This window comes from Neisseria subflava (genome assembly GCF_005221305.1).
In the GTDB taxonomy this organism is placed as follows: domain Bacteria; phylum Pseudomonadota; class Gammaproteobacteria; order Burkholderiales; family Neisseriaceae; genus Neisseria; species Neisseria subflava.
This window is the reverse complement of record NZ_CP039887.1, coordinates 1,452,711-1,474,291: the sequence shown is the minus strand read 5'-3', so window position 1 is coordinate 1,474,291 and position 21,581 is coordinate 1,452,711. Positions and strand designations below refer to the sequence as shown.

At 51.2% G+C, this 21,581-nt stretch carries 16 protein-coding genes; 4 read left to right on the top strand and 12 right to left on the bottom strand.

Features of this window, described 5'->3' with window-relative positions; genetic code table 11:
- Positions 1-70: 70 nt before the first annotated feature.
- Positions 71-754 carry a 2,3-diphosphoglycerate-dependent phosphoglycerate mutase gene (locus FAH66_RS07105; protein WP_137041157.1) on the top strand — a complete coding sequence of 228 codons (684 nt, stop codon included), beginning with the start codon at positions 71-73 and terminating at the stop codon, positions 752-754.
- 135 nt (positions 755-889) lie between these two features.
- Here FAH66_RS07105 and FAH66_RS07100 read toward each other — a convergent pair whose 3' ends face one another.
- A complete protein-coding gene (locus FAH66_RS07100) occupies positions 890-1,681 on the bottom strand; it encodes a DsbC family protein (RefSeq protein WP_137041156.1) in 792 nt (263 codons plus the stop codon).
- A 135-nt stretch (positions 1,682-1,816) separates the two neighbouring features.
- On the opposite strand from FAH66_RS07100, the gene FAH66_RS07095 reads away from it, so the two are divergent.
- Positions 1,817-4,006, top strand: a complete 2,190-nt coding sequence (locus FAH66_RS07095) for a primosomal protein N' (RefSeq protein ID WP_137041155.1) — start codon at positions 1,817-1,819, stop codon at positions 4,004-4,006.
- Between the two features lie 80 nt (positions 4,007-4,086).
- On the opposite strand, the gene FAH66_RS07090 is transcribed toward FAH66_RS07095, so the two are convergent.
- The 3 genes from FAH66_RS07090 to FAH66_RS07080 all read right to left on the bottom strand — a co-directional run bounded on the left by FAH66_RS07090 (position 4,087) and on the right by FAH66_RS07080 (position 6,249).
- The gene (locus FAH66_RS07090) at positions 4,087-4,761 is read right to left on the bottom strand and encodes a hypothetical protein (protein ID WP_003686803.1); all 675 of its coding nucleotides are present in this window, start codon (positions 4,759-4,761) and stop codon (positions 4,087-4,089) included.
- Positions 4,762-5,091: 330 nt separating this feature from the next.
- Positions 5,092-5,430 (bottom strand): iron-sulfur cluster insertion protein ErpA, encoded by a 339-nt coding sequence (erpA, locus tag FAH66_RS07085; protein ID WP_003680162.1) that lies wholly within the window; start codon positions 5,428-5,430, stop codon positions 5,092-5,094.
- A 132-nt stretch (positions 5,431-5,562) separates the two neighbouring features.
- Positions 5,563-6,249 (bottom strand): S24 family peptidase, encoded by a 687-nt coding sequence (locus FAH66_RS07080; protein WP_137041154.1) that lies wholly within the window; start codon positions 6,247-6,249, stop codon positions 5,563-5,565.
- Between the two features lie 261 nt (positions 6,250-6,510).
- On the opposite strand from FAH66_RS07080, the gene FAH66_RS07075 reads away from it, so the two are divergent.
- Positions 6,511-6,786: a hypothetical protein gene (locus FAH66_RS07075; protein WP_070630573.1), complete on the top strand. Its 276-nt coding sequence runs from the start codon at positions 6,511-6,513 to the stop codon at positions 6,784-6,786.
- Positions 6,787-6,862: 76 nt separating this feature from the next.
- Here FAH66_RS07075 and argC read toward each other — a convergent pair whose 3' ends face one another.
- The 4 genes from argC to FAH66_RS07055 all read right to left on the bottom strand — a co-directional run bounded on the left by argC (position 6,863) and on the right by FAH66_RS07055 (position 14,916).
- The gene (argC, locus tag FAH66_RS07070) at positions 6,863-7,909 is read right to left on the bottom strand and encodes an N-acetyl-gamma-glutamyl-phosphate reductase (RefSeq protein ID WP_137041153.1); all 1,047 of its coding nucleotides are present in this window, start codon (positions 7,907-7,909) and stop codon (positions 6,863-6,865) included.
- A 447-nt stretch (positions 7,910-8,356) separates the two neighbouring features.
- Positions 8,357-10,060: an ABC transporter ATP-binding protein/permease gene (locus tag FAH66_RS07065; RefSeq protein WP_137041152.1), complete on the bottom strand. Its 1,704-nt coding sequence runs from the start codon at positions 10,058-10,060 to the stop codon at positions 8,357-8,359.
- 237 nt (positions 10,061-10,297) lie between these two features.
- Positions 10,298-12,517: a TonB-dependent siderophore receptor gene (locus FAH66_RS07060; RefSeq protein ID WP_137041151.1), complete on the bottom strand. Its 2,220-nt coding sequence runs from the start codon at positions 12,515-12,517 to the stop codon at positions 10,298-10,300.
- A 191-nt stretch (positions 12,518-12,708) separates the two neighbouring features.
- Positions 12,709-14,916: a TonB-dependent siderophore receptor gene (locus FAH66_RS07055; protein WP_137041150.1), complete on the bottom strand. Its 2,208-nt coding sequence runs from the start codon at positions 14,914-14,916 to the stop codon at positions 12,709-12,711.
- A 561-nt stretch (positions 14,917-15,477) separates the two neighbouring features.
- Between FAH66_RS07055 and serB the strand changes: the two genes are divergently transcribed.
- Entirely contained in the window at positions 15,478-16,308 is an 831-nt protein-coding gene (gene serB / locus FAH66_RS07050) for a phosphoserine phosphatase SerB (RefSeq protein WP_244284897.1), read from the top strand.
- Between the two features lie 71 nt (positions 16,309-16,379).
- On the opposite strand, the gene lpxH is transcribed toward serB, so the two are convergent.
- The 4 genes from lpxH to FAH66_RS07030 all read right to left on the bottom strand — a co-directional run bounded on the left by lpxH (position 16,380) and on the right by FAH66_RS07030 (position 21,443).
- On the bottom strand, positions 16,380-17,090 hold the full coding sequence (lpxH, locus tag FAH66_RS07045) for a UDP-2,3-diacylglucosamine diphosphatase (protein WP_425271372.1): 711 nt from the start codon (positions 17,088-17,090) through the stop codon (positions 16,380-16,382).
- Between the two features lie 153 nt (positions 17,091-17,243).
- The gene (locus tag FAH66_RS07040) at positions 17,244-18,629 is read right to left on the bottom strand and encodes a PIG-L deacetylase family protein (protein ID WP_137041147.1); all 1,386 of its coding nucleotides are present in this window, start codon (positions 18,627-18,629) and stop codon (positions 17,244-17,246) included.
- Positions 18,630-18,868: 239 nt separating this feature from the next.
- A complete protein-coding gene (gene aspS / locus FAH66_RS07035) occupies positions 18,869-20,677 on the bottom strand; it encodes an aspartate--tRNA ligase (protein WP_137041146.1) in 1,809 nt (602 codons plus the stop codon).
- Between the two features lie 64 nt (positions 20,678-20,741).
- Positions 20,742-21,443, bottom strand: coding sequence for a DUF502 domain-containing protein (locus tag FAH66_RS07030; protein WP_137041145.1), 702 nt, complete (start codon positions 21,441-21,443; stop codon positions 20,742-20,744).
- Between the last annotated feature and the right edge of the window lie 138 nt (positions 21,444-21,581).

Here is a 21,581-nt window from a genome sequence, read left to right as displayed (position 1 = left end):
CGGCGTTATCAGCGCGGCGGCAAAGTGTGATATAAATACCCTTTCCCAAACTTCATTGGAGCAAACTATCATGGAATTAGTATTCATCCGTCACGGACAAAGCGAATGGAACGCGAAAAACCTTTTCACCGGCTGGCGCGACGTCAAGCTGAGCGAGCAAGGTTTGGCAGAAGCCGCGGCAGCAGGTAAAAAGCTGAAAGAGAAGGGCTATGAGTTCGACATCGCCTTTACCTCCGTTCTGACCCGTGCCATCAAAACCTGTAACATCGTTTTGGAAGAATCCGACCAACTGTTTGTTCCACAAATCAAATCATGGCGCCTGAACGAGCGCCACTACGGCCAGCTGCAAGGTATGGATAAAAAACAAACCGCAGAAAAATACGGCGACGAGCAAGTCCACATCTGGCGCCGCAGCTACGACACCCTGCCTCCGCTGCTGGATCCTAAAGATCTTCACTCCGCCCACAACGACCGCCGCTATGCCAACCTGCCTAGCGATGTCGTACCTGATGGCGAAAACCTCAAAGTTACCCTCGAGCGCGTCCTGCCTTTCTGGGAAGACCAAATCGCTCCGGCCATCTTGAGCGGCAAACGTGTATTGGTTGCGGCACACGGCAACTCCCTGCGCGCTTTGGCCAAACACATCGAGGGCATTTCCGACGAAGATATCATGGGCTTGGAAATCCCAACCGGTCAGCCGCTGGTGTACAAATTGGATGAAAACCTGAAAGTGATTGAAAAATTCTACCTGTAAGGTAAAGGGAAAAAGGACGTGTTGGACACGTCCTTTTTTATATTTGTCTGTTTTGAGGCCGTCTGAAGGCAGTTGATGGCGGGCGACATGAAAAAAGGACGCGTAAAGCGTCCTTTATGGAGATTAAACCCTGTATTACTGGTTTTTCTCGATGATTTCTTTGAGGTGGGGCATAGGGCTGTAACCGCTTTGGCTGCGGCCGTTAGGGAAGACCACGGTCGGCGTGCCGTTGAAGCCGAATTGTTCGCCCAATGAAGTGGTTTCTGCAACAGGGTTTTCGCAGTTTGCTTTGCCGCTTGGGAGTTTGCCTTTGCGCATCCAGTCGATCCATGCCTGAGTCGGATTAGGTTGACACCACAACAGCTCGGCTTTGCGTGCGGCATCAGGGTGCAGGCTTGGAATCGGCATCATGAAGGTATAAATCGTGATGTCGGTCATTTTTTCAAACTCATGCTCCAAGCGTTTGCAGTACGGGCAGTCCGGATCGGAGAAAACAGCGACTTTCAGTTTGCCGTTGCCGCGTACTTCTTTGATGGCTTTGTCCAAAGGCAGGGAAGCGAAGTCGATTTTGTTCAAATCGGCGGCGCGTTCTTCAGTCAGGCTTTGGCGCGTGTTGACGTTGATGAGGTCGCCAACGAGCATATAGTCGCCTTTGGCATCGGTATAGATGATTTGTTTGCCGCTGACGACAACTTCGTAAATGCCTTTAATCGGTGTTTCATTGACGCTCAAAACTTTCAAATCTTGGGCGGCATAGACTTTTTCCAAACGCGCTTTCAAAGAAGCAGCAACGGATTTGTCGGCAGGCGCTTCCGCTTTGGCAGCAGGGGCAGGCGCCGCGTTGGCATTGGATACGGCAGGTTGACCGCATGCCAACAAAGGAAGGACGGTAAACGGTGTTAAGATCTTGATTAACTTGGTTTTCATGCGAGAGACTTGCGTGTGTTGAAAGTAAGGCATTGTATCAAACCTCTGTCATGTCTGCATTGTACTCAGGCTCAAATTATCGTCTGAAAATAGCTTTCGGCTGTTAAAATACGAAAAAATAATTTGATTGTTTGTATGTTCTATCACCGTATTGCCGTAAACGTGCCGCTTTCAGACGGCCTTTTGACTTATTCCCATTCCGAGCCGCTGCCGCAGGGAGCACGGGTGCTTGTGCCTTTTCGCAACAAGACCGTGGTCGGGATTGTGTGGGAAACGGATATTGCGCCCGATATGGATGCGGCGCGGATTTTGAGTATTCAGACGACCTTTTCAGACGAGCCGCCGCTGCCTGAAAACTGGCGTGATTTGCTCTCGTTTACGTCGCGTTATTACCACTATCCGACGGGGCAGGCGGTGTTTGCCGCGCTGCCGCAGGGTTTGAAGGAAACGCGTGCGGTGGAAATGCCGCAGCCGCCGTTGTTTTACGCGCTGAACGAAGCGGGCAGGGCGCAAACGCCGCCGCCGGCGCGGTTTAACAAAAAAGCGGCTTTGTGGGATGCGCTGCTGTCGGGCGGGATGACGATGGCGGCGTTGAAGCAGGTGAACGCGCAGGCGGCGAAGTTAATCGAAGATTGGACGGAACAGGATTGGATTGAAACGACGGAAGCGGCGAAACCTGTATTGAGGTCGTACCACGGGCAGGCTTCGCACTCTGAATTTGTATTAAACGCCGACCAGCAGAAGGCTTCCGATGAAATTCAGACGGCCTTTGGTAAATTTCAGCCGTTTTTGCTGTACGGCATCACCGGCAGCGGCAAGACCGAAGTGTATTTCGATGCGATAGCGAAAGTGTTGGCGCAGGGGCGGCAGGTGTTGTTTCTGTTGCCCGAAATCAACCTCACGCCGCAGCTTTTGAAGCGGGTGGAAGACCGTTTTGCCGACGTGCCGACCGCCGTGTTGCACAGCCAGATGGCGGCAGGCAAGCGCACGCAGGATTATCTGCGCGCGATGTTGGGGCAGGCGCAATTAGTCATCGGCACGCGGCTGGCGGTGTTCACGCCGATGGATGATGTCGGGCTGATTGTGGTCGATGAGGAACACGACGGCTCGTTCAAACAAGACAACGAATTGCGCTACCACGCCCGCGATTTGGCGGTGTGGCGGGCGAAGCAGAGCGGTTGCCCCGTCGTGCTGGGCAGTGCCACGCCCAGCTTGGAGAGCTGGCACAAGGCGCAAAGCGGCGCGTACCGCCTGCTGCAACTGACCGAGCGCGCCCATGCCGCCGCGCAACTGCCGCAAGTGGAGATCCTCAACGTAGGTCGTCTGAAACTCGACAACGGCTTCTCGCCGCAAGCCTTGCAGCTTTTGAAACAGAACTTTGAAGCGGGCGGCATGTCGCTGGTGTACCTCAACCGGCGCGGCTTCGCGCCCGCGCTGTTTTGCGGCGACTGTGGCCATACCTTCGGCTGTCCGAACTGTTCCGCCAAAATGGTGTTGCACCAACGCGCCCGCCAACTGCGCTGCCACCACTGCGACCACCGCGAACCCATCCCGTTCAAATGTCCCGACTGCGGCAACCAAGACCTGACCGCCGTCGGACACGGCACGCAGCGCGTCGAAGAAACCCTGCGCGCCTTCCTGCCTAAGGCAGCCGTCGTCCGTGTCGACAGGGATAGCACGGCGCACAAAAACGATTGGGCGGATTTGTACCGCCGCATCGCCGACAACGAAATCGACATTCTGGTCGGCACGCAGATGCTCGCCAAAGGTCATGATTTTGCGCGGCTCAACCTTGTTATTGTGTTGAATGCCGACGGCAGCCTGTACAGCGCGGACTTTCGCGCGCCGGAAAGGCTGTTCGCCGAGCTGATACAGGTGTCCGGCAGGGCGGGGCGCGCCGACAAACCGGGCAAGGTGCTGATACAGACCCAACTGCCCGAACATCCCGTCTTCGCCGCCGTCAAAGCGCAGGACTACGCCGTGTTTGCCGAAAACGAATTGAACGAACGGCAAATGTTCGCCATGCCGCCCTTCGGTTTTCAGACCGCCATTCGCGCCGACGCGCCGCGTGTTGCCGATGCGATGGAATTTCTCAACGCCGCCAAAGAAACCCTCGCCCCGCTTTTGCCCGAAAGCGTCTCCCAGTTTGGCGCCGCCCCCATGCTGATGGTGCGCCTCGCCGAACGCGAACGCGCGCAAGTTTTCCTCGAATCGACATCCCGACAAGATTTGCACCGCGCCGTGAGTTTGTGGGTGCAGGTGTTGCAGCAAAACCGCGACGGCAAAATCAGATGGTCGGTGGATGTTGATGTGCAAGAGGCTTGATTGAAATGGTTCAATCAATAAGGAAATAAAAGGCCGTCTGAAAATCTGTTTTTCAGACGGCCTTAAGTTTTGAAATCAGTTTAGAAGAATTTTGCAGCGATATAGCCGAGTGCAAGCAGGCTCAAAACGGCGAATACGATAGCCATTGTAAGCAGAAACCGTGTTTTCTTCCTCGCTGCAAGTGCGGCCAGCTCAGGATTTTGGCCTAACTCTTTGCGTAATTGGGATTCCAATTCGGCACGGATTTTTTTGCGCAGTTTTTTCTCTTCCTGCTCACGTTCATATTTGAGCTTGTGGGCAATTTCGGTTTGTTTTTTATGCTCGAAAGAGATTCTTTCCTGCCATTCAATGCGCTTGCGCTGGATGGCAAGCTCATTTTTTTCTGTCAAATCAAAGTGGCAGGTTTTACATTCCTGTGAATCTAGTTCGTCAATAATCGTCATGCAGACGGGGCATTGGATAGGGTCGGGAGTGTTGACTGCCAATACGGCTTCTTCTTCAACCGCTTCCAATTCCATAGCCTGACGGACGATCACGTCCAAACCCAAATAGCCGAAGTAATGCTGCGCATTTTCTCGCTCGTCTTGGGTGCATTTCTCGGCCACAATGGCTTGCGGACGCTCGGCCAAGGCTTGAATCAGGCTCTCAACTTCGTTTTCGGGCAGGTTTTCATACAGGCAGGCATGGATGCGCTCCCTATCTGTGTTCGGCGGATAGGAAACGTATACGTCGAAAAATTTTTCTTGTTTGCTCATTGATATCCCATGAGTATTTCGACTGCGTCAACCAAATGGGTTTGGCCTAAGGTTTTGTTATTGTGTTTGAGCTGTCTTGGCTTATGATACGAGCCAGAACAGAGGCTGCAGTCTCAGGCAGACCAAGTACGGTTTGCCTTTGTGTCGTTAATCGGCTGGACAATAATTTTTTATTTATATGGAAATATGCATGTCCAATGTTATGTCTATTGCAGAGTAAATATTCACGCCCGATATTATAAGGTAAATCTAAAATTGTTTAAAATAAATTCACACAAAAGGCCGTCTGAAGATACAGATGGCCTGTTTTTTGTGGCAAAAACGGACTGTTTATACGGAGAAGGACGAACCGCAACCGCAAGTTGTCTCTGCATTCGGATTGCGGATGACGAATTGAGAACCTTGCAGGCTTTCAGTGTAGTCGATTTCCGCACCAACCAGATATTGGTAGCTCATCGGGTCAACCAAGAACGTCAGGCCGTTTTTCTGGATTTCAAAATCGTCGTCGTTTTTGATTTCATCAAAGGTAAAACCATATTGGAAGCCGGAGCAACCGCCGCCGTTGACGAATACGCGCAATTTCAAATCGGGATTGTTCTCTTCGGCAATCAGGTCGGCAACTTTGGTGCAGCAGCTGTCAGTAAAGATAATAGGGCTTTCGTCTGACATGATGTGATTCCTTTTATATGAATATTTTTACTATTGTCGCGCAAACCGTTAGTCAAGGCAAGTTTGTGCAGACAGGGTCTGCCAGCTTACATGGAGGGCATGGCAGAAATTTCAAGCATCAGTATGTCAGATTTAGATACTTCTGCCAAACCATTCGACACGGCCGATGATGGCAACGTCGTCGGTTGGGTTTTTCAAGTCGATTTCAAAAGTAGGGTAGGCTTCGTTGGCAGAAATGACGTTGACGATGCCGCCGGGTATCAATTGCAGGCGTTTGACCAAAAGGTTTTCATTAAGGCGCAAAACATAGAGGCCGTCGCGCGGCGTGGTTTGGCCGTGGTTGATGAGGATGGTGTCGCCATCATTCAGCACGCCTTCCATCGAGTCGCCTTTGACTGAGATAACGGAAAGGTTTTTGATATCGCGCGTTACATAATTTTCAATCCAATAACGTCGGAACGCCATAGCGAACATCGGCTGTTCGTCGCCGACGAGCTGCCCGTGTCCGGCCGCGGCTTGGATGTCGTAACGCGGTACGAAGACAAATTCGTCTATATCGACAGGGTTGCCCAGTGTGTCGGTTGCCGTGGCTTTTGGGGCTTCGGAATCGGGGAAGGGGAAACCTTCGCCTGTCAAAAGCCAGTCTATGCTACAGCCTTTAAGTTGTTTGATTTTTTTTAGCGTTTCCGATTTCGGCAGGCCGCCTTCGTTCCAGATACGGCTGAATCCGGCGATGGTCATATCGATGTCGGCGGCAATTTTGGCTTGGCGGGCTTCATCTTTCCATAAGAAAGCCAGGCGGTCTTTAAAGGTATCCATGTTTATGCCTTTATGGAGGTATGTTTTTTATATAGTTTGGACGATTTGAGTGTATTTTACCTTAGTTTTTATAAAATTGTAAGAAAAAAATTACTTCATCTAAGAAAAAGTATTGCATATTCTATTTTTTCTTAGTATTATTCGTTTTGTCTTAGATAAATCGATATTTCTAATTTTCTATTCGATTTTTCTTAGTTTAATTTTATTTGGTTTAGTTTTTCTGATTTAAACCTGCTATATGATTATGATGAGAGGTGTGAAATGACTCGTTCGCGTAAAAATACTTTTTGGGTGCTGCTGGCGTTGGTGCTGGGTTTTTTTGCTCTGCCTTTCGGATCTTCGGAGGCGCATGAGGCAGAAGGTAATCTGACGGCTTCGGAATGCGAACGCTTGGGCAGCTTGAGTCTGGATCAGATGGACGGCAGGCTGCTGGCTTTTGCCAAAGAATGCGATATGGTGGAGGCTACCCACGATTGGGAGCAACAGTACGGCAACTTGAATGAAGAAGAAATGCTTGCCGGCGTGGTGTATGAGTAATGTTTGTGAATGAATCGATAAAGGCCGTCTGAACGATCAAAGTTTCAGACGGCCTTGTGTTTTCAATAATGATGGCTTAAGGCATCAATGGTGCATTAGTCAGGCCGGTGGTTTCGGGTAGGTCGAACATGATGTTCATATTCTGCACGGCTTGACCGGCTGCGCCTTTAACCAAGTTGTCGATGACGGAAAGAACAATCCACACATCGTCTTGATCGGGCGCTTTTTGAACGCTGATACGGCAGAGGTTGGCGCCGCGCACGCTGCGGGTTTCAGGGGTCGAACCTGAAGGCAAAATATCGACAAAAGGACTGTCGCGGTAGTATTCGCGCAGCAAGGTTTCAGGATCAGTATGTTCTTGCAGGTGCAGATACAGGGTGGCGTGCATGCCGCGTATCATCGGAACAAGGTGTGGCACGAAAATTAGGCCGTCTGAAACATGGTCTTGCAGTCCGGACAGGGTTTGTCGGATTTCAGGCAAATGGCGGTGGCCTCCGACACCATAGGCTTTGAAGTTGTCGCCTGCTTCGCACAATAGGGCGTGGGTGCTGGCTTTGCGGCCTGCACCGGAAACACCGGATTTACAGTCGGCAATCAGAGGAGCGTTGGCTTTCAGACAGCCAGCCTGAAGCAGCGGCAATAAGGGCAGGGAAACGCAGGTAGGGTAACAACCTGGATTGGCCACCAGCATGGTTTTAGCGATGTCGTCTTTGTGAAGTTCGCACAAACCGTACACTGCTTGGGAAACGAGTTGCGGCGCGGCATGGGTCATTTTGTACCATTTTTCCCATGTGGGGATGTCGCGGATGCGGAAGTCGGCAGACAGGTCAATCACGCGTATGCCTTTTTCCACAAGGGCCGGTGCTTCTTTCATGGCTACGCCGTTGGGTGTAGCGAAGAACACGAGGTCGCAACGGTCAAGTCCGGCATCCTCGGGCGTTTGGAATGAAAGGTCGTGAATGCCGCGCAGGCTGGGGAAGTAGTCGGCAACCGCAATACCGGCTTCGCTTCGGCTGGTGACGGCCGTGACTTCTGTGTTGGGGTGGCTGCTGAGCAGACGTAACAATTCAACGCCTGTGTAACCGGTTGCACCGACGATACCAATTTTAATTTTTGTGGTCATGGTGTGGCTCTTTTGTAGGGGTAACAATGCGTTTGATTATATAGTAATTAATTGCCGTCGGTCAGCGGTGCTTGTGCCAAGCTTTGCAATAGAGGGTTAAACAGGCCGTCTGAAATATGGCATGAATAATATTCGAGAGCAGGTTTCAGACGGCCTGGAAGTTTGGGAAAACGTGGTTTGCGGTTTTATTTGACTATGGCTTTGAGATTAGTGTTTTTTATTTATAGTCAATCTCTTATAAAGATTATAGGCCTCATGTTTTTAAAACCTTGTATATTCCGTCTTTATCCTATTCATACAAATACAAAATAAAAACGCAAAAAAATGCCCCCGGGTTGGAGAACCGGAGGCAAGTATCCAAGGAGTAGCTCTCATCAATAAGAACTAGTTACTTTGTACTATATCTCTTGTTGGGATTGAAAGCAAGTGCTTTGCACATTTTAACATTTAAATAATTTTTTCATTCAAATTCAGAAAGCTATCAAACAGTGCTTGAATCTTGGGTTGGTGGCTGATGCCGATGACCAAAGTATCGGGCAAATGTTGCTTGAGGGTCTGCATCAACATCAGGGCGGATTCATCATCGAGCTGGTTGGTGGCTTCATCTAGGAACAGGATTTGCGGTTTGTGCAGCAGTGCGCGAGCGAGGCTGAGGCGTTGCTGCTCTCCGCCGGAAAGGATGCCGTGCCATTCGTGTGAAGTGTCCAAATCGTTCATCAATGTGCGCAACCGACCCGTGGGGCTGCTTAAGCCTACTTGTTCCAAAATGGTTTGAATCAAATGGTCGTCTTGGCAGGCCGTATAGGGATAGCTGACAGTTTGACGCAATGTGTCCGCAGGCAGGTAAGGGCGTTGCGGGAAAAACAGGCGGCTACCTTCGAGGGAAAAACTGCCGTGGTAATACGGCCATAAACCGGCAAGCACGCGAAGCAGCGTGGATTTGCCGATGCCGCTTCTGCCTTCAAGCAATACCCATTCCGGAGAATGGGCTTGGAGGTGAATATCAGTAAGCAGAGGGCTACCGGTTTGGGTGTGGACGGTAAGGTTTTGCAGGACGACCTTGCCGCTATGATGCGGCAAAGCTGCTTGGTGGGACTGAAGGGAGGGGCTTTTTTGTTCTGCTTGTTCCAAGGCCGTCTGAAAACCGGAGAGGCGTTCGACGACTGCCGCCCATTCGATGAGGCGGCGGTAGGAGTCGGTAAACCAGCCGAAGCTGTCTTGGACGCGGGCAAACGATGTGCGGGTCTGCATCATGTCGCCGAAGGTCATGGTTTTGGCGAGGTACATGGGCAAGGTGGCGAGGATGGGGATGAAGATACTGATGCGGACATAGGTCGCCCAGAAGGTTTCTTGGCGGAATTCGCAGTTGGTGAGCCGCCGCCAGTTGTCGCGGATGCGGAGGTAGCGTTGTTTCAGACGACCTGTTTCGGCTTCGCTGCCGTTGTAGAAGGCGATTTGTTCGGCGTGGTCGCGCACGCGCAGGAGGGCGGCGCGGTAGTCGGCTTCGCGGTGTTGGCGGTCGATGTTGAGGTTTTTGAGTTTGCGGCCGACGAGGTGGGCGATGATGGTGCTGAAGATGGAATAAATCAGTGCAACCCAAACAAGATAGCCGTAAACAGTAATGCTGTATCCGCCGATGTTGAAAGTCTGTACGCCGGAGAGCGTCCACAATACGGCGACGAACGCGCTGAATTTGGCAATATTATTGATGAAGGAGCGAAACAGTCCGATGCTTTTGTCGGCGAGGAGGTAGATGTCTTCGGCGATACGTTGGTCGGGGTTGTCCGGTTCGCCGGTCAGGCGCAGGCGGTAGTGTTTGTGGCCTTCGAGCCAGTTTTTTTGAAATTGCTCGGTCAGGTGGGTACGCCAACGGAAGATGAGGCGTTTTTGCAGCCAGTCGCCGCAGACGATACAGCCGATAACCATCGCCATATAGCCGAGGTATTCGACAATGAGCGAAGGCATAGATGCGCCGTCAAACGCGGCCAGCGCGTCGTAGAAGCGTTTGTCCCATGCGGCAATCCAAACGCTGATGGTGATGGAGAATAGAGTAAACCCTATCAAAACGGCGAGCATCAGCCATTGGAGGCGGCCGTGTGCCCCTGACCAAAAAGGGCGGGCAAGGTAAAAGAATTTTTTGAGGATGTTCATGGATGGTGTGTTGGTACAAATAACGGGAGGTCGTCTGAAAATCTGCATTGGCGGGGTAACGGTATCAGACACGCTATCCGAAACTTTTGTTTCCTGATGGGTTTTAGACGATTGTTTGCAGATGTTCAAATGAAAATACCGATGCTGTCATGTCGGTATGAACGGGCATGACGACAGGGGCAAGAGGTCGTCTGAAAGCCGGATTGTGTTTTCAGACGACCTCGCTTCATACAACGGCTACATCTTCCACTTGAAGTTCAAGGTCACATTGCGCGGCTGTCCGTAGAAATGTCCTTGGTAGGTAGCGCGGTGGGCATAGCTTTCGTAATAGCGTTTGTCGGTCAGGTTGTCGACTTTCAGGCTGAGCTTGGTGTATTTGGAGGGTTCGTATTGTACGGCTGCATGCCAAACGGCGTAACCGCCCAAATATTGTTTCTCTCCGTTCACTACAATCGGGCTGGATTTGCTTTGGACGTTCACACCTCCGCCCACCGTCCATTTGTGCGCCGCACCGGGCAGGCGGTACAGGGTATTGAGGCGGAAGATATGTCGGGGCGTGTGCTGGCTGAAATCGACCCCTCGACCGTTGCGCTCTGCGGTACGCTCGGCAGCGGTGGAGGTATAACGCCTTTTGTTGAAGGTATAGCCCGCAAAAATCTGCCAGTCGTCGGTGATGTTGCCGGCAATTTCGGCATCAATACCGCGGCTTTCCATGCGTACAGGCGTGTAGATGGCGCGGTCGCCGCGTACCCAAGGACGGATATTGCCCGTTGCGAGGTCTTTACCCAACCATGTATCTGTGGGTTGGTTGTGTTTTTCGGTTTGAAACAAGGCGAGGGTGGTGTTCAATTTATTGTTGTTCCACGCGCCTTTCCAGCCGATTTCGTAGCTGTTGCCCATTACAGGCGGCAAGAGCTTGTCATTGATGTCGTAATAATCGCCCGAGTATTTGAAAATGCTGGTGTAACTTGCATATAGGTTTTGTTGCGGGGTGATGTCGTAGGTAATGCCTGCGTAGGGGATGAAACGGCCTTTTTTATAGTGGCTGTCGGGGGTTTTCATCCATGACAGATATTGTGATTGCCGCCAGCGGCTGTAACTTGTACCGAGCAGGATGTGCCATTTGTCGGCAATGTTCAGGCGGGTGGCTATGGTCGCCGTGTGGGTGTCGGGAACGGTTTTACGAATTTCGAGATTGCGGGCCGTGTTCCAATCAGGTTTGGCAATTTCATCACCCGTCCAAGAAAAAACAGGATAGTTGCCATCTTTCAAGGGTGTGCCTCTCCACATATTATCGAATTTTTCTTTGGTGTATTCATAGCCCGCGTAAAACTCATGTTCGCGGCCGAACCAATCAAATTTTCCTTCTAAATCGCTTTGCACAGTCCATTGACTGTTGTTGCGGTCGCTTCTGCCGGTATAACCGTCACTCAATGTGCCTGCGGGCGAAATATTTTGCCGCTGCGGGACGTAACCATATTCGGTAACGGATTTGTTGCGGCGGTAATCAACGGAAGTGGTCAGATTCCAACGATCGCCGAAATAGTGCTTCCATTCGGCGAATATATTGGCTTTTTTGTAATCCGCACGATTCCAGTTCGCACCCAAATAGCTGTCGCGCGGCAATCGTAGGTCGCTGCCGTCGGGATTGGCGGGTAGCCCGAACAGGGAAGGTACATCTTTTTCACGGTGGTACATCGCACTCAACGTCAGCATATCGTTTTCCCCGACTTGCTTGTCGATAACGCCGTAAATGATCCCTTTATTGCCGTCGCTGTTTTTACGCCAGCTTTTGTTTTTTTCAAGTACGGCAACCGCGCGCCCGCGCAAGCCATTGTCGCGGCTGAGGAATCCCGATACATCGGCGGAAGAGCGCAGCGTGCCGAAGCGGTCGGCGGTTGCATCAAATTCAAGCAGCGGCGCAGCGGTCGGGCGTTTGCGGATGGCGTTGATGGTGCCGCCCGGCTCGCTTTGCGCTTTACGCAGACCTGTTGCTCCGCGCACGACTTCGATGCGGTCGTAAAGCGCAGTGTCGGTCAGTTGTTTGGCATCGTGCGGATTGTTGCCGCACATGGTACAGACAGTCGAATTGACACCGTCTTCGCTGATCTGCGCGATGTCGAAGCCTCTGGATTGAAAGCGGGTTTGGAAACCCTGTTTGTAAATATTCAGCCCCGTGGTGGTTTTCAATGCGTCTTCCAGCGTGGTCGCGCCCGAATCGTCCATTTGTTTGCGCGTAATGACGCTGACGGATTGCGGCGTGTCTTTGGGGGAGATCGGCAGGCCGGTGGCGGTGGACATGACCGGCACGGTATAACTGTCGCGCGAAGCAGTACGGCTTTGTCCGGTTACGTTAACGGTGGGCAGGTCAGCATGTTCCGTCTGTTCGGTGGTTTGGGCGGAAAGTTGCAGCGGGACGGCGGCAAGCAGATACGCATAACGAATCGGATGGTTCATTGCAGCTCCTTCAGGTGGGAGTTAAGAGGTTTTTATGGAAAAAGGGGTCGTCTGAAAACTCAAACGGCAGTTTTCAGACGACCCCTTACTTTACAACGATGGCAATTGTTCCCTGTCTGTCAGGAGCAGGTCGGGTAGATTGCTGAATATGACTTAATTATTGTTTTTTTAATTTTGCTACCGCAGACGGACTACATCTTCCACTTCAGGCTGAACACGGCGTTGCGCGGTTCGCCGTAGAAGCTGCCGCTGTTGGCGGCACGGCTGTATTGGTTTTCGTAGTAGCGTTTGTCGGTCAGGTTGTTGACTGCCAGCCCCAGTTGCAGGTTTTTGCTCGGGCGGTATTGGACGTTGGTGTTCCAAATGGTGTAGCCGCCTTGCTTGATGGAACCGTAGGAATTGGCGGTTTTGCTGCTGCTCTTTACCCCCAACCCGACCGTCCATTTGCCGTCATCAATCGGCAGGATATAGCTGGTGTAGAGGCGGAACATATGTTTCGGCGTATGGCTGCTGAAGTTGTAGCCTTTTCGGCGAGATTCAACATTGCCGGTAACGCTGCTGCGGTTGGTGCTGCGGTTGAAGGTGTAGCCTGCGTAAACTTGCCAACGGTCGGTCAGGCTGCCGGAAATTTCGGCGTCCAAGCCGCGGCTGCTTTGGTTGAGCGGTTCCCAATAGGCGTGCGGTTTGGCATTGACGCGTTGGTTGTTGTTGTCTTTGTCGGTGCGGTAGAGGGCGACTGAGGTGTTCAGACGGCCTTCGTTCCATTCGCCTTTCCAGCCGAGTTCGTAGTTGCGTCCCATAATTGGAGGCAGCAGGTTGTCGTTGTAGTCGCGGTTCATCGTTTGTTTGAAGATGGATGTATAGGCAGCGTAAACGCTTTGTTTAGGCGTGATGTCGTAAGTGATGCCGGCATAGGGGATGAAGCGGTTGCGTTTGAGCGAGTCTGATGAACCTGCTACCCCGTCTTTGAGGTTGCGATCCCAATAGAAGTCGCGTTTCCAGCTGGTATAGCGTCCGCCTGCGATGATGTGCAGTTTGTCGGTAGGATTGATGCGCGCGCCCAAACCAAAGGCATGGGTAGTATAACGGCCGTCACCGCCACGGGCTTTGGCTGTGGCGGAATCCCAATCGGGTTTGGCTTTTTCGCTGCCGTTAAAGGCATCTGCGTCATAGGTACTGCTGTCATCAAACCAGCGGTTGCTTGAGTTCACGTTCTCTTTGGAATAGCTGTGCATGAAGAAGAGGTCGTGATTTTGGCCGAAAGCAAAGATGCGGCCGGTCAGGTTGTTTTGGAAAGTGAACTGGCGGTTGCCTGCATCGTAACGGTCGAAGCTGTATGTGGTCCCCAGGCCGTCTGTACCTATGCCGTTACCTGTGCCGCCCAGCGTGTAATATTCTTTTGAACTGGTGTTCTTGCGCCAGTCCAACTTGCTGCTCAGTTTCCAGTTGTCGTTGAAATAATGTTCAAACTCGGTAAAAAGATTGTATTTTTTCAGGCGGGCTTCGTTCCAATCCGCACCCAGATAGCGGCTGCGTTTCCACTCTTTGCCGTCTGCACGCATAGGCAGGCCGTCCGGATCGGGTGTTTCGTTTTGGTTGAGATAGCTTGCGCCCCAGGTAAGTTTGCTGTTGTCGCCAATGTCTTTGTCCATCACACCATACAGAAGGATGTTGCGGCCGCCGGATTGGTCTTTGAAGGTTTTGTTGCCGCCGACCGAGCCGACAAAGCGTCCGCGCAGGCCGTGTTCTTGGCTTAAAGTGCCGGATGCATCAAAAACGCTGTTTACTTTGCCCCATGAGTTTGCCATCAAATCGGCGGAAAGCTGGCGTTTTGCAGTCGGCTTTTTGCGGACGGCGTTTACCGTGCCGCCGGGTTCGTTGTTTGCCTGTGTCAAACCTGCCGCACCGCGCACCACTTCAATGTGGTCGTACATGGCCATATCGGTTGCACTGGTCGGGTCACCGGCCGGGCCGCCTAAGCCGAATCCGCCGGGAGAGCCGAGTTGCGTGGCAATGCCGTCTTCTTCAAACTGTTCGATAAAATAGCCACGCGACATGAAATGCGTGCGTCCGCCGCTTTTGAAAACATTGATACCCGTAGCGTTTTGCAATGCACCTTCTAAGTCGGTAATGCCCTGGTCTTCAATTTGTTTTTTAGTAATGACGCTGACAGATTGGGGAATTTCCCGCGGAGAGAGCACCAGCCCCGTGGTTGAGCGCAGGGCGGATACTGTGTAGCTGTTTTGACTTTCAGTGCGCAAACTTTTGTTTTTACCCACTACGGTAACTTGTTCCACTTCAGCCTGTTGTACCTCTTCGGCAGCTTGTGCGGCTTGGGGTAATGCAGCAAGGCAGAGGGCAAGTGTGCTTAGTTTGAATAGTTTCTTAGAATGATGCATTTTATGAGGTCCTTGATAAAGAAAGGTCTGTTTGTTTTTAAATATTGGCAGCAATATCTGTTTAAATTGAGCCGTTATTTTTTATAAGCCGTTTTGTTTTAAAAATTAAATATAAATCCTAGAATCATTTTATTTGATTCAATTTTAATATTGTCAAACCATCGGGTCAAAAAAAGGTTGCCATCGGAAAGGGAGCCGTTGGCAACGAATGGAGGTGGGAATGCAATGAAAGCTAGATATAAGGGGTAGTGCCAAACTAGCCATAAAGAACTATATCGAAACTGTAAGAAAAAGCAACAACAAGTTATCTGTTGCTTGCAAAGTTTTTTAAACAGCTTGTCCTAAATCAAATTTTTGAGTCATGACTTGTTTAGTTGATGCAGGGATTGGTATTGGTAGCTCTAGTTGAATTGTTTACAGGCCGTCTGAAAATTGCCGGGGTTGTTCGGCTATAATGCTGTTTTGGTTTTTTAAGGCCTTTGCAAAAATACGGTTTCGTTGTTTTAGGCTGAATGTGTACCCGATATGTTTGTAAAGGTCTTAGGGTATGAGGAGAATGAGATGAAGAAAGTTTTGGTGTTGCAACATGGGGATTTGGGCGCTTGCGACTGGTCGGCATTTGGCAGTTTGGTGTCTGCGCCATCAGGGAAGTCGGTGTTGCGTGTGCCGGTTGATGATGATTTTGAATTGACGGACGATATGCGTGCGGCGTTGATTGCGCAGCAGATAGATGGTGCGGTGTTGCCGGATGTGGCTTTTGCTGATTTGGGACTGATTGTCAGCGATATGGATTCGACGCTGATTACGATTGAGTGCGTGGATGAGATTGCGGCCGGTGTCGGGCTGAAAGATCAGGTGGCAGAGATTACGGAGCAGTCGATGCGCGGCGAGCTGGACTTTGAGCAGTCTTTGCGTAAGCGTGTGGCTTTGCTAGCCGGTTTGGACGAGCGCGTGTTGGAAGAGGTGTACGAGAATGTGTTACAGCTATCGCCGGGCGCGGAATTTTTGTTGGAAGAGTGCAAACGGAATGATGTGAAGTTTATGCTGGTGTCGGGCGGATTTACGTTTTTTACGGAACGTCTGCAACAACGCTTGGGCTTGGATTTCCATTTTGCGAATGTGTTGGAAGTGGAAAACGGCAAGCTGACAGGCCGTCTGAAAGGGCGGATTATCGATGCGCAGGCTAAGACGGATTTGTTGCGTGAATACCGTGAGCGTCTGGGTTTGGCTTCGTGGCAGGTGGTGGCGATGGGTGATGGTGCGAACGATATTCCGATGATATTGGAAGCTGGATTCGGCATTGCTTATCGGGCGAAACCGAAAACCGAAGCGAATGCGGATGCGTGTGTGCGCTTTGGTGGTTTGGAGCGGATACGCGGTTGGTTTGCGTAAACCGTTTGAGGGTGTTTGTCAGTCAGGCCGTCTGAACAATCGAGAAACCGGTTTTCAGACGGCCTGATGTTTTATAAGGCGATAAAACGGTAGCCTTCGGCATCAACTTCGAGAATGGAGGCGTAATTATCGCGCCAGTCGCCGAGTACAATGCGGGTGTAATCGGCGTTGCGATGAATGTTTTCGCGGTGGGTATGACCGTGGATGAGCAGGGGCGTGTGGAAGCGTTGGACGGTTTCGTGGGTAAAGGCTGGATTGACGTCCATGATGTCGGCGGTTTTGTGTTGTTTGTCCTGTTTGCTTTGCTTGCGGATTTTGGTGGCGATGTTCAGTCGGAGCGTGAGCGGCAGGAGCAGGAACAGGCGTTGCAGCCATTTTTGATGGACGGTACGGCGGAATTTTTGATAAGAATGGTCGTCGATGCAGAGGGTGTCGCCGTGACAGAGCAGGGTGGGTGTGCCGAACAGGTCGATAACGGCGTACTCGGGCAGTAAGGTCATGCCGGTATCGCGGGTGAAGGCTTTGCCGATAAGGAAGTCGCGGTTGCCATGGATAAAATAGCAGGCAATGCCGCGCTCGGTCAGGCTGCGGATGGTTTGTTTGATGGTTTGAACCAAAGGGCTGTTTTCGTCATCGCCGATCCAAAAATCGAAAAGGTCGCCAAGAATGTATACGGCTTGGGCGTGAACGGCTTTTTCTTGGATAAATTTTTGGAAGAGTGCGGTCAGCTGAGGATGGGAGTCGCTCAGGTGCAAATCGGCGATGAAGTAAATCGGCATGATGATGTGGGGCGTATGGGAAGGGTTTTATTATAACTTGGGTTGTCGCGTTTGGATTTGGGCTTGGTATTTTTCGTTTGTAATGCAGTGATTTTATTGTTTTGATTTGGTGTGATAAAGGCCGTCTGAAACATTTTTTCAGACGGCCTTTGTGGTTTATTGGGCTTTGCCCTGATAGGTGATTTGTTTCAGCGTCTCTTCTTGGTACAAGTCGCTGATGGGGACGGTATAGAAGAATTCGTTGCTGCGGACAAAGCGGTTGACCAAGTCTTTGTCGAGATGGAGGGCGTGGTGCCGCAGTTTGTTTAGGCCTTTGAATATCATGGTGCTCCAACGCATATAGCCGTCTGAATTGGGGCGGATGTCGTTCATGGCATCAAGGGCGAGCAGTTTGCGGTTTTGTTCCTCTTTGTCCAAAGGATGGGAATAGATGCTTTGGAAGTAGAACGGTTGCTCGGAGGGCGGCGGCAGGCTGAGGGAAGACCCTACTTTGCCGATAGGGAAGTCGTCGCTCAGATAATGTATGGTGTGCAAAAACAGATTGCCGCGGCGGTAATCGATTTTGCGCAGGGCTTCGATGGCGGCCAGCGCAGTATGTTGGTGGTCGGGATGCGCATCGATATTGGGGGACGGCGTCACGATAATATCCGGCTGGAACGTTTCTATCAGATAGCCGAGGTTGTCCACCAAGCTGGTCCAAGTCGAGCCGGGCTTGAGGTGTTTCGCCAATGGGGAGGTATTGGCACGGCGGAAAATATCGACGTCGGCCGTATCGATTTTGGTCGATTTAATCTCTTTTTCCGGATTTTGGCGCATGGCGGTCAATGTGCTGTCGAAGTAGCCCAGTTGCAGGATGTTTTCAGACGGCACGCCGGCCAAAAGGGGGACGGTCAGGCTGTTCCAAACACGCATCCGGCCTTTTTGCAGATATTGGGCCTGAGTGTCGCAGTCGCATTTGCCGTAAAGATTACCATAGTGGAAGCTGCCGCCTTCGCTGGCAGTTAAAGTGCAGATCATTGAATTGGCGGCGTGTTTTTCGTACAAACCGTATGCGCTTAATTCGGCATCGTCAGCATGAGGCGCGAGGACAAGGATTTTTTTGCCGTTGAGGTTTTCACGCGGATAAACAGAGAGTTCGATTTCTTGATCGGGCAAGGATAGGTATTTGCCTTCCAAGCGGATGGTTTTGTCGTTGTCAGAGAAGGTATCACTCAGATTGATATAGCGCACGCCTTTTGCGCCGTATTCGAAATATTGCTTCCATTTTCCCTTAGATGAAATGGTTTCAACAAAAGGCAATACCAGCAATCCTGCCCAAGTGGATTTGATACGGAGTTTGGCAATAACGGTATCTTGCCCGCTGATAGTGGCGGGCAAAGTCAGGCTGCCACCCTTGAGGGTAGCATGCGCGGTAGAGGGGAGGGAGGGATAGTTATAGTCTTGGTGTGTGTTGTAGGCAAACTGTTTTTTATGAATAATTGAAGTAATAATAAACAAAGAAACAAAAAAAGTCAGTATCAGCCCCGTTAGTATTAGAAACATAGTCAGGTTCCTTTATTGTATAACAGCTATGATATTGCTTGCGAAGCCTATTTGTTTGTTTTTATTATAAACGGTTAATTTTCACACTCTAACGTCATTAAAGTAAACGTTTAAAATAAAACAGTTTGCGGTTGATTATATATATAAACGACCAAAATGTAGAAAGGCCGTCTGAAAAATTTGAAAGAAATTTCAAATTTTTCAGACGGCCTTGATATTTTAAAGGTTAAGCCGGTAAATTATGCTTCTTTTGTTTCAACTGCTTTCTGACGCAGGCGCAGGCTCAATTCGCGCAGCTGTTTGTCGTCCACCGCATTTGGCGCGTTGGTCAGCAGACATTGGGCGCGTTGGGTTTTCGGGAAGGCAATCACGTCGCGGATGGATTCGGCGCCGGTCATCAGTGTCACCAGACGGTCAAGGCCGAATGCCAAACCGCCGTGCGGAGGCGCGCCGAATTTCAGGTTGTCCAAGAGGAAGCCGAATTTTTCCTGTTGCTCTTCGGGGCTGATTTTCAGCGCGGCAAATACTTTCTCTTGTACGTCTGCGCGGTGGATACGGATAGAGCCGCCGCCGATTTCCCAGCCGTTCAATACCATGTCGTAGGCACGGGCCAAACAGTTTGCAGGGTCGGAAACCATCAGGTCTTCGTGACCTTCTTTAGGCGCGGTAAACGGATGGTGTACGGCAACGTAGCGGTCGGCGTCTTCGTCGTATTCGAACATCGGGAAATCGACAACCCACAAAGGTTTCCATTCGTCCACGAAGTAGCCGTTTTCCGCGCCGTGTTCCAAACCGACTTTGATACGCAAAGCGCCGATGGCTTCGTTCACGACTTTGGTTTTGTCTGCGCCGAAGAAGATGATGTCGCCGTTTTGCGCGCCAGTACGCTCAATGATTTCTTTCAGGGCGTTTTCAGACAGGAATTTCACGATTGGAGATTGCAGGCCGCTGTCTTCGCCGTTGGAAAGGTTGCTGACATCGTTCACTTTGATGTACGCCAAACCTTTCGCGCCGTAGATGCCGACAAATTTGGTGTATTCGTCGATTTCTTTGCGGCTGAATTTCGCGCCGTTAGGTACGCGCAGGGCAACCACGCGGCCGCCTTTCATGTCGGCTGCGCCACGGAAGACTTTGAATTCTTCCGTTTTCATCAGGTCGGTCAGCTCGGTGAATTTCAGGTTGATGCGCATATCGGGTTTGTCGGAGCCGTAGTAGAACATGGCTTCGGAGTAAGGCATACGCGGGAAATCGCCCAAGTCCACGCCCAGCGCGTCTTGGAAGACTTGTTTTGCCATGCCTTCGGTGATGTCCATGATTTCATCCTCGTTCAAGAACGAGGTTTCCAAGTCGATTTGGGTGAATTCGGGCTGGCGGTCGGCACGCAGGTCTTCGTCGCGGAAGCACTTGGTGATTTGGTAGTAACGGTCGAAACCTGCCACCATCAACAGTTGTTTGAACAATTGCGGCGATTGCGGCAGAGCGAAAAACTCGCCCGGATGAACGCGGCTCGGCACGAGATAGTCGCGCGCGCCTTCAGGCGTGGAGCGGGTCAGCATCGGGGTTTCGATGTCGATGAAGCCTTGCGCATCCAGATAACGGCGAACACCCATAGCGACTTGATAACGCAGGCGCAGGTTGCGCTGCATCACCGGACGGCGCAGGTCGATAACGCGGTTGGTCAGGCGAACGTTTTCGCTGATGTTTTCATCGTCGATTTGGAACGGAGGCGTAGCGGCGGCGTTCAACACTTCGATTTCTTTGGCAAGGATTTCGATTTTGCCGGAAATCATTTTGTCGTTGGTCGTGCCTTCGGGACGGTTGCGCACGCGGCCGGTAATGCTCAAAACGTATTCGTTGCGGGCGGAATCGGCAGTGGCAAACGCTCCGGGCGTGTCGGGGTCAATCACGACTTGGACGATGCCTTCGCGGTCGCGCAGGTCGATAAAAATCACACCACCGTGGTCGCGTCGGCGGTGTACCCAGCCTTTGACGGTAACGGTTTGGTCTAAGTATTGCTCGCTGATAAGGCCGCAATAGTTGGTACGCATAAAATCACCTTTTTATATTGTTCAATTTGAAAAAGAAGGAAAGGCCGTCTGAAAAAAGAAGACCTTAATTGTTATGTTTGGTATCACCGTCTTCAGACGGTTTTTGGGCGGGTAGGGCTTTAACCGGTAAGTCGTCCGGCATCACCATGCCCAGCGAAATTACATATTTCAATGCCTGATCCACACTCATGTCCAGCTCGCGAACGTCGCTTTTTTTAACCATGATGTAATAGCCGCCGGTCGGGTTGGGCGTGGTTGGGACGTAAACGGAAATATAGTCGTCATCTTGCGGCAGGCTGCCTTTGAGTTTGTCGGGGATATGGCCGGAAACAAAGGCTATCGTCCAAATGCCCGGTTGCGGAAAGGGAACCAGTACGGGGGTTTTGAACGAGCGGCTGCTGTCGGAGAGCAGGGATTCGGAAACTTTTTTAACGCTGGAGTAGATGGATTTGACGACGGGAATGCGTCCCAAAAGGCTGTCCCACGCGCCGAGAATCCGTCTGCCTAAAACGTTGGCGGCAAATACGCCGGTAACGAACAAGACGATGGTGGCGGCAACAATGCCCAAACCGGGTATGTTGAATCCCCAGAAATGCTGGGGCTGCCAGCTTTCCGGCAATAGGCTGATCAGCCTGTCGGCGGCGGATATGATGTAGGTCATCGCCCAGATGGTTACGGCAATCGGCAACCAAACCAGTACGCCTGTAATCAGGTATTTCTTTAAAGCCTTGGCGATTTTTCCGCTTTCGGCTGCGGCTTCTGTCATCTTTGTTTCATTCCGGCAAGTTTTGCCCAAACTTTGCATTATACGCGTTTGGACGCTAGGAAACGAGTATTTTAAACGAATGGCTTGTTTTGTTGTTTCAGACGGCCGCCTTGATTGCACAGGCCGTCTGAAACAATA

What these genes read in the sequence shown, in the direction of transcription:
- serB (WP_244284897.1), top strand. Translation starts at nt 15,478, where the DNA reads ATGAAGAAAGTTTTGGTGTTGCAACATGGGGATTTGGGCGCTTGCGAC.
- FAH66_RS07075 (WP_070630573.1), top strand. Translation starts at nt 6,511, where the DNA reads ATGACTCGTTCGCGTAAAAATACTTTTTGGGTGCTGCTGGCGTTGGTG.
- FAH66_RS07090 (WP_003686803.1), bottom strand. Translation starts at nt 4,761, where the DNA reads ATGAGCAAACAAGAAAAATTTTTCGACGTATACGTTTCCTATCCGCCG.
- FAH66_RS07095 (WP_137041155.1), top strand. Translation starts at nt 1,817, where the DNA reads ATGTTCTATCACCGTATTGCCGTAAACGTGCCGCTTTCAGACGGCCTT.
- FAH66_RS07055 (WP_137041150.1), bottom strand. Translation starts at nt 14,916, where the DNA reads ATGCATCATTCTAAGAAACTATTCAAACTAAGCACACTTGCCCTCTGC.
- FAH66_RS07040 (WP_137041147.1), bottom strand. Translation starts at nt 18,629, where the DNA reads ATGTTTCTAATACTAACGGGGCTGATACTGACTTTTTTTGTTTCTTTG.
- FAH66_RS07060 (WP_137041151.1), bottom strand. Translation starts at nt 12,517, where the DNA reads ATGAACCATCCGATTCGTTATGCGTATCTGCTTGCCGCCGTCCCGCTG.
- FAH66_RS07105 (WP_137041157.1), top strand. Translation starts at nt 71, where the DNA reads ATGGAATTAGTATTCATCCGTCACGGACAAAGCGAATGGAACGCGAAA.
- argC (WP_137041153.1), bottom strand. Translation starts at nt 7,909, where the DNA reads ATGACCACAAAAATTAAAATTGGTATCGTCGGTGCAACCGGTTACACA.
- aspS (WP_137041146.1), bottom strand. Translation starts at nt 20,677, where the DNA reads ATGCGTACCAACTATTGCGGCCTTATCAGCGAGCAATACTTAGACCAA.
- FAH66_RS07065 (WP_137041152.1), bottom strand. Translation starts at nt 10,060, where the DNA reads ATGAACATCCTCAAAAAATTCTTTTACCTTGCCCGCCCTTTTTGGTCA.
- FAH66_RS07030 (WP_137041145.1), bottom strand. Translation starts at nt 21,443, where the DNA reads ATGACAGAAGCCGCAGCCGAAAGCGGAAAAATCGCCAAGGCTTTAAAG.
- FAH66_RS07100 (WP_137041156.1), bottom strand. Translation starts at nt 1,681, where the DNA reads ATGAAAACCAAGTTAATCAAGATCTTAACACCGTTTACCGTCCTTCCT.
- erpA (WP_003680162.1), bottom strand. Translation starts at nt 5,430, where the DNA reads ATGTCAGACGAAAGCCCTATTATCTTTACTGACAGCTGCTGCACCAAA.
- FAH66_RS07080 (WP_137041154.1), bottom strand. Translation starts at nt 6,249, where the DNA reads ATGGATACCTTTAAAGACCGCCTGGCTTTCTTATGGAAAGATGAAGCC.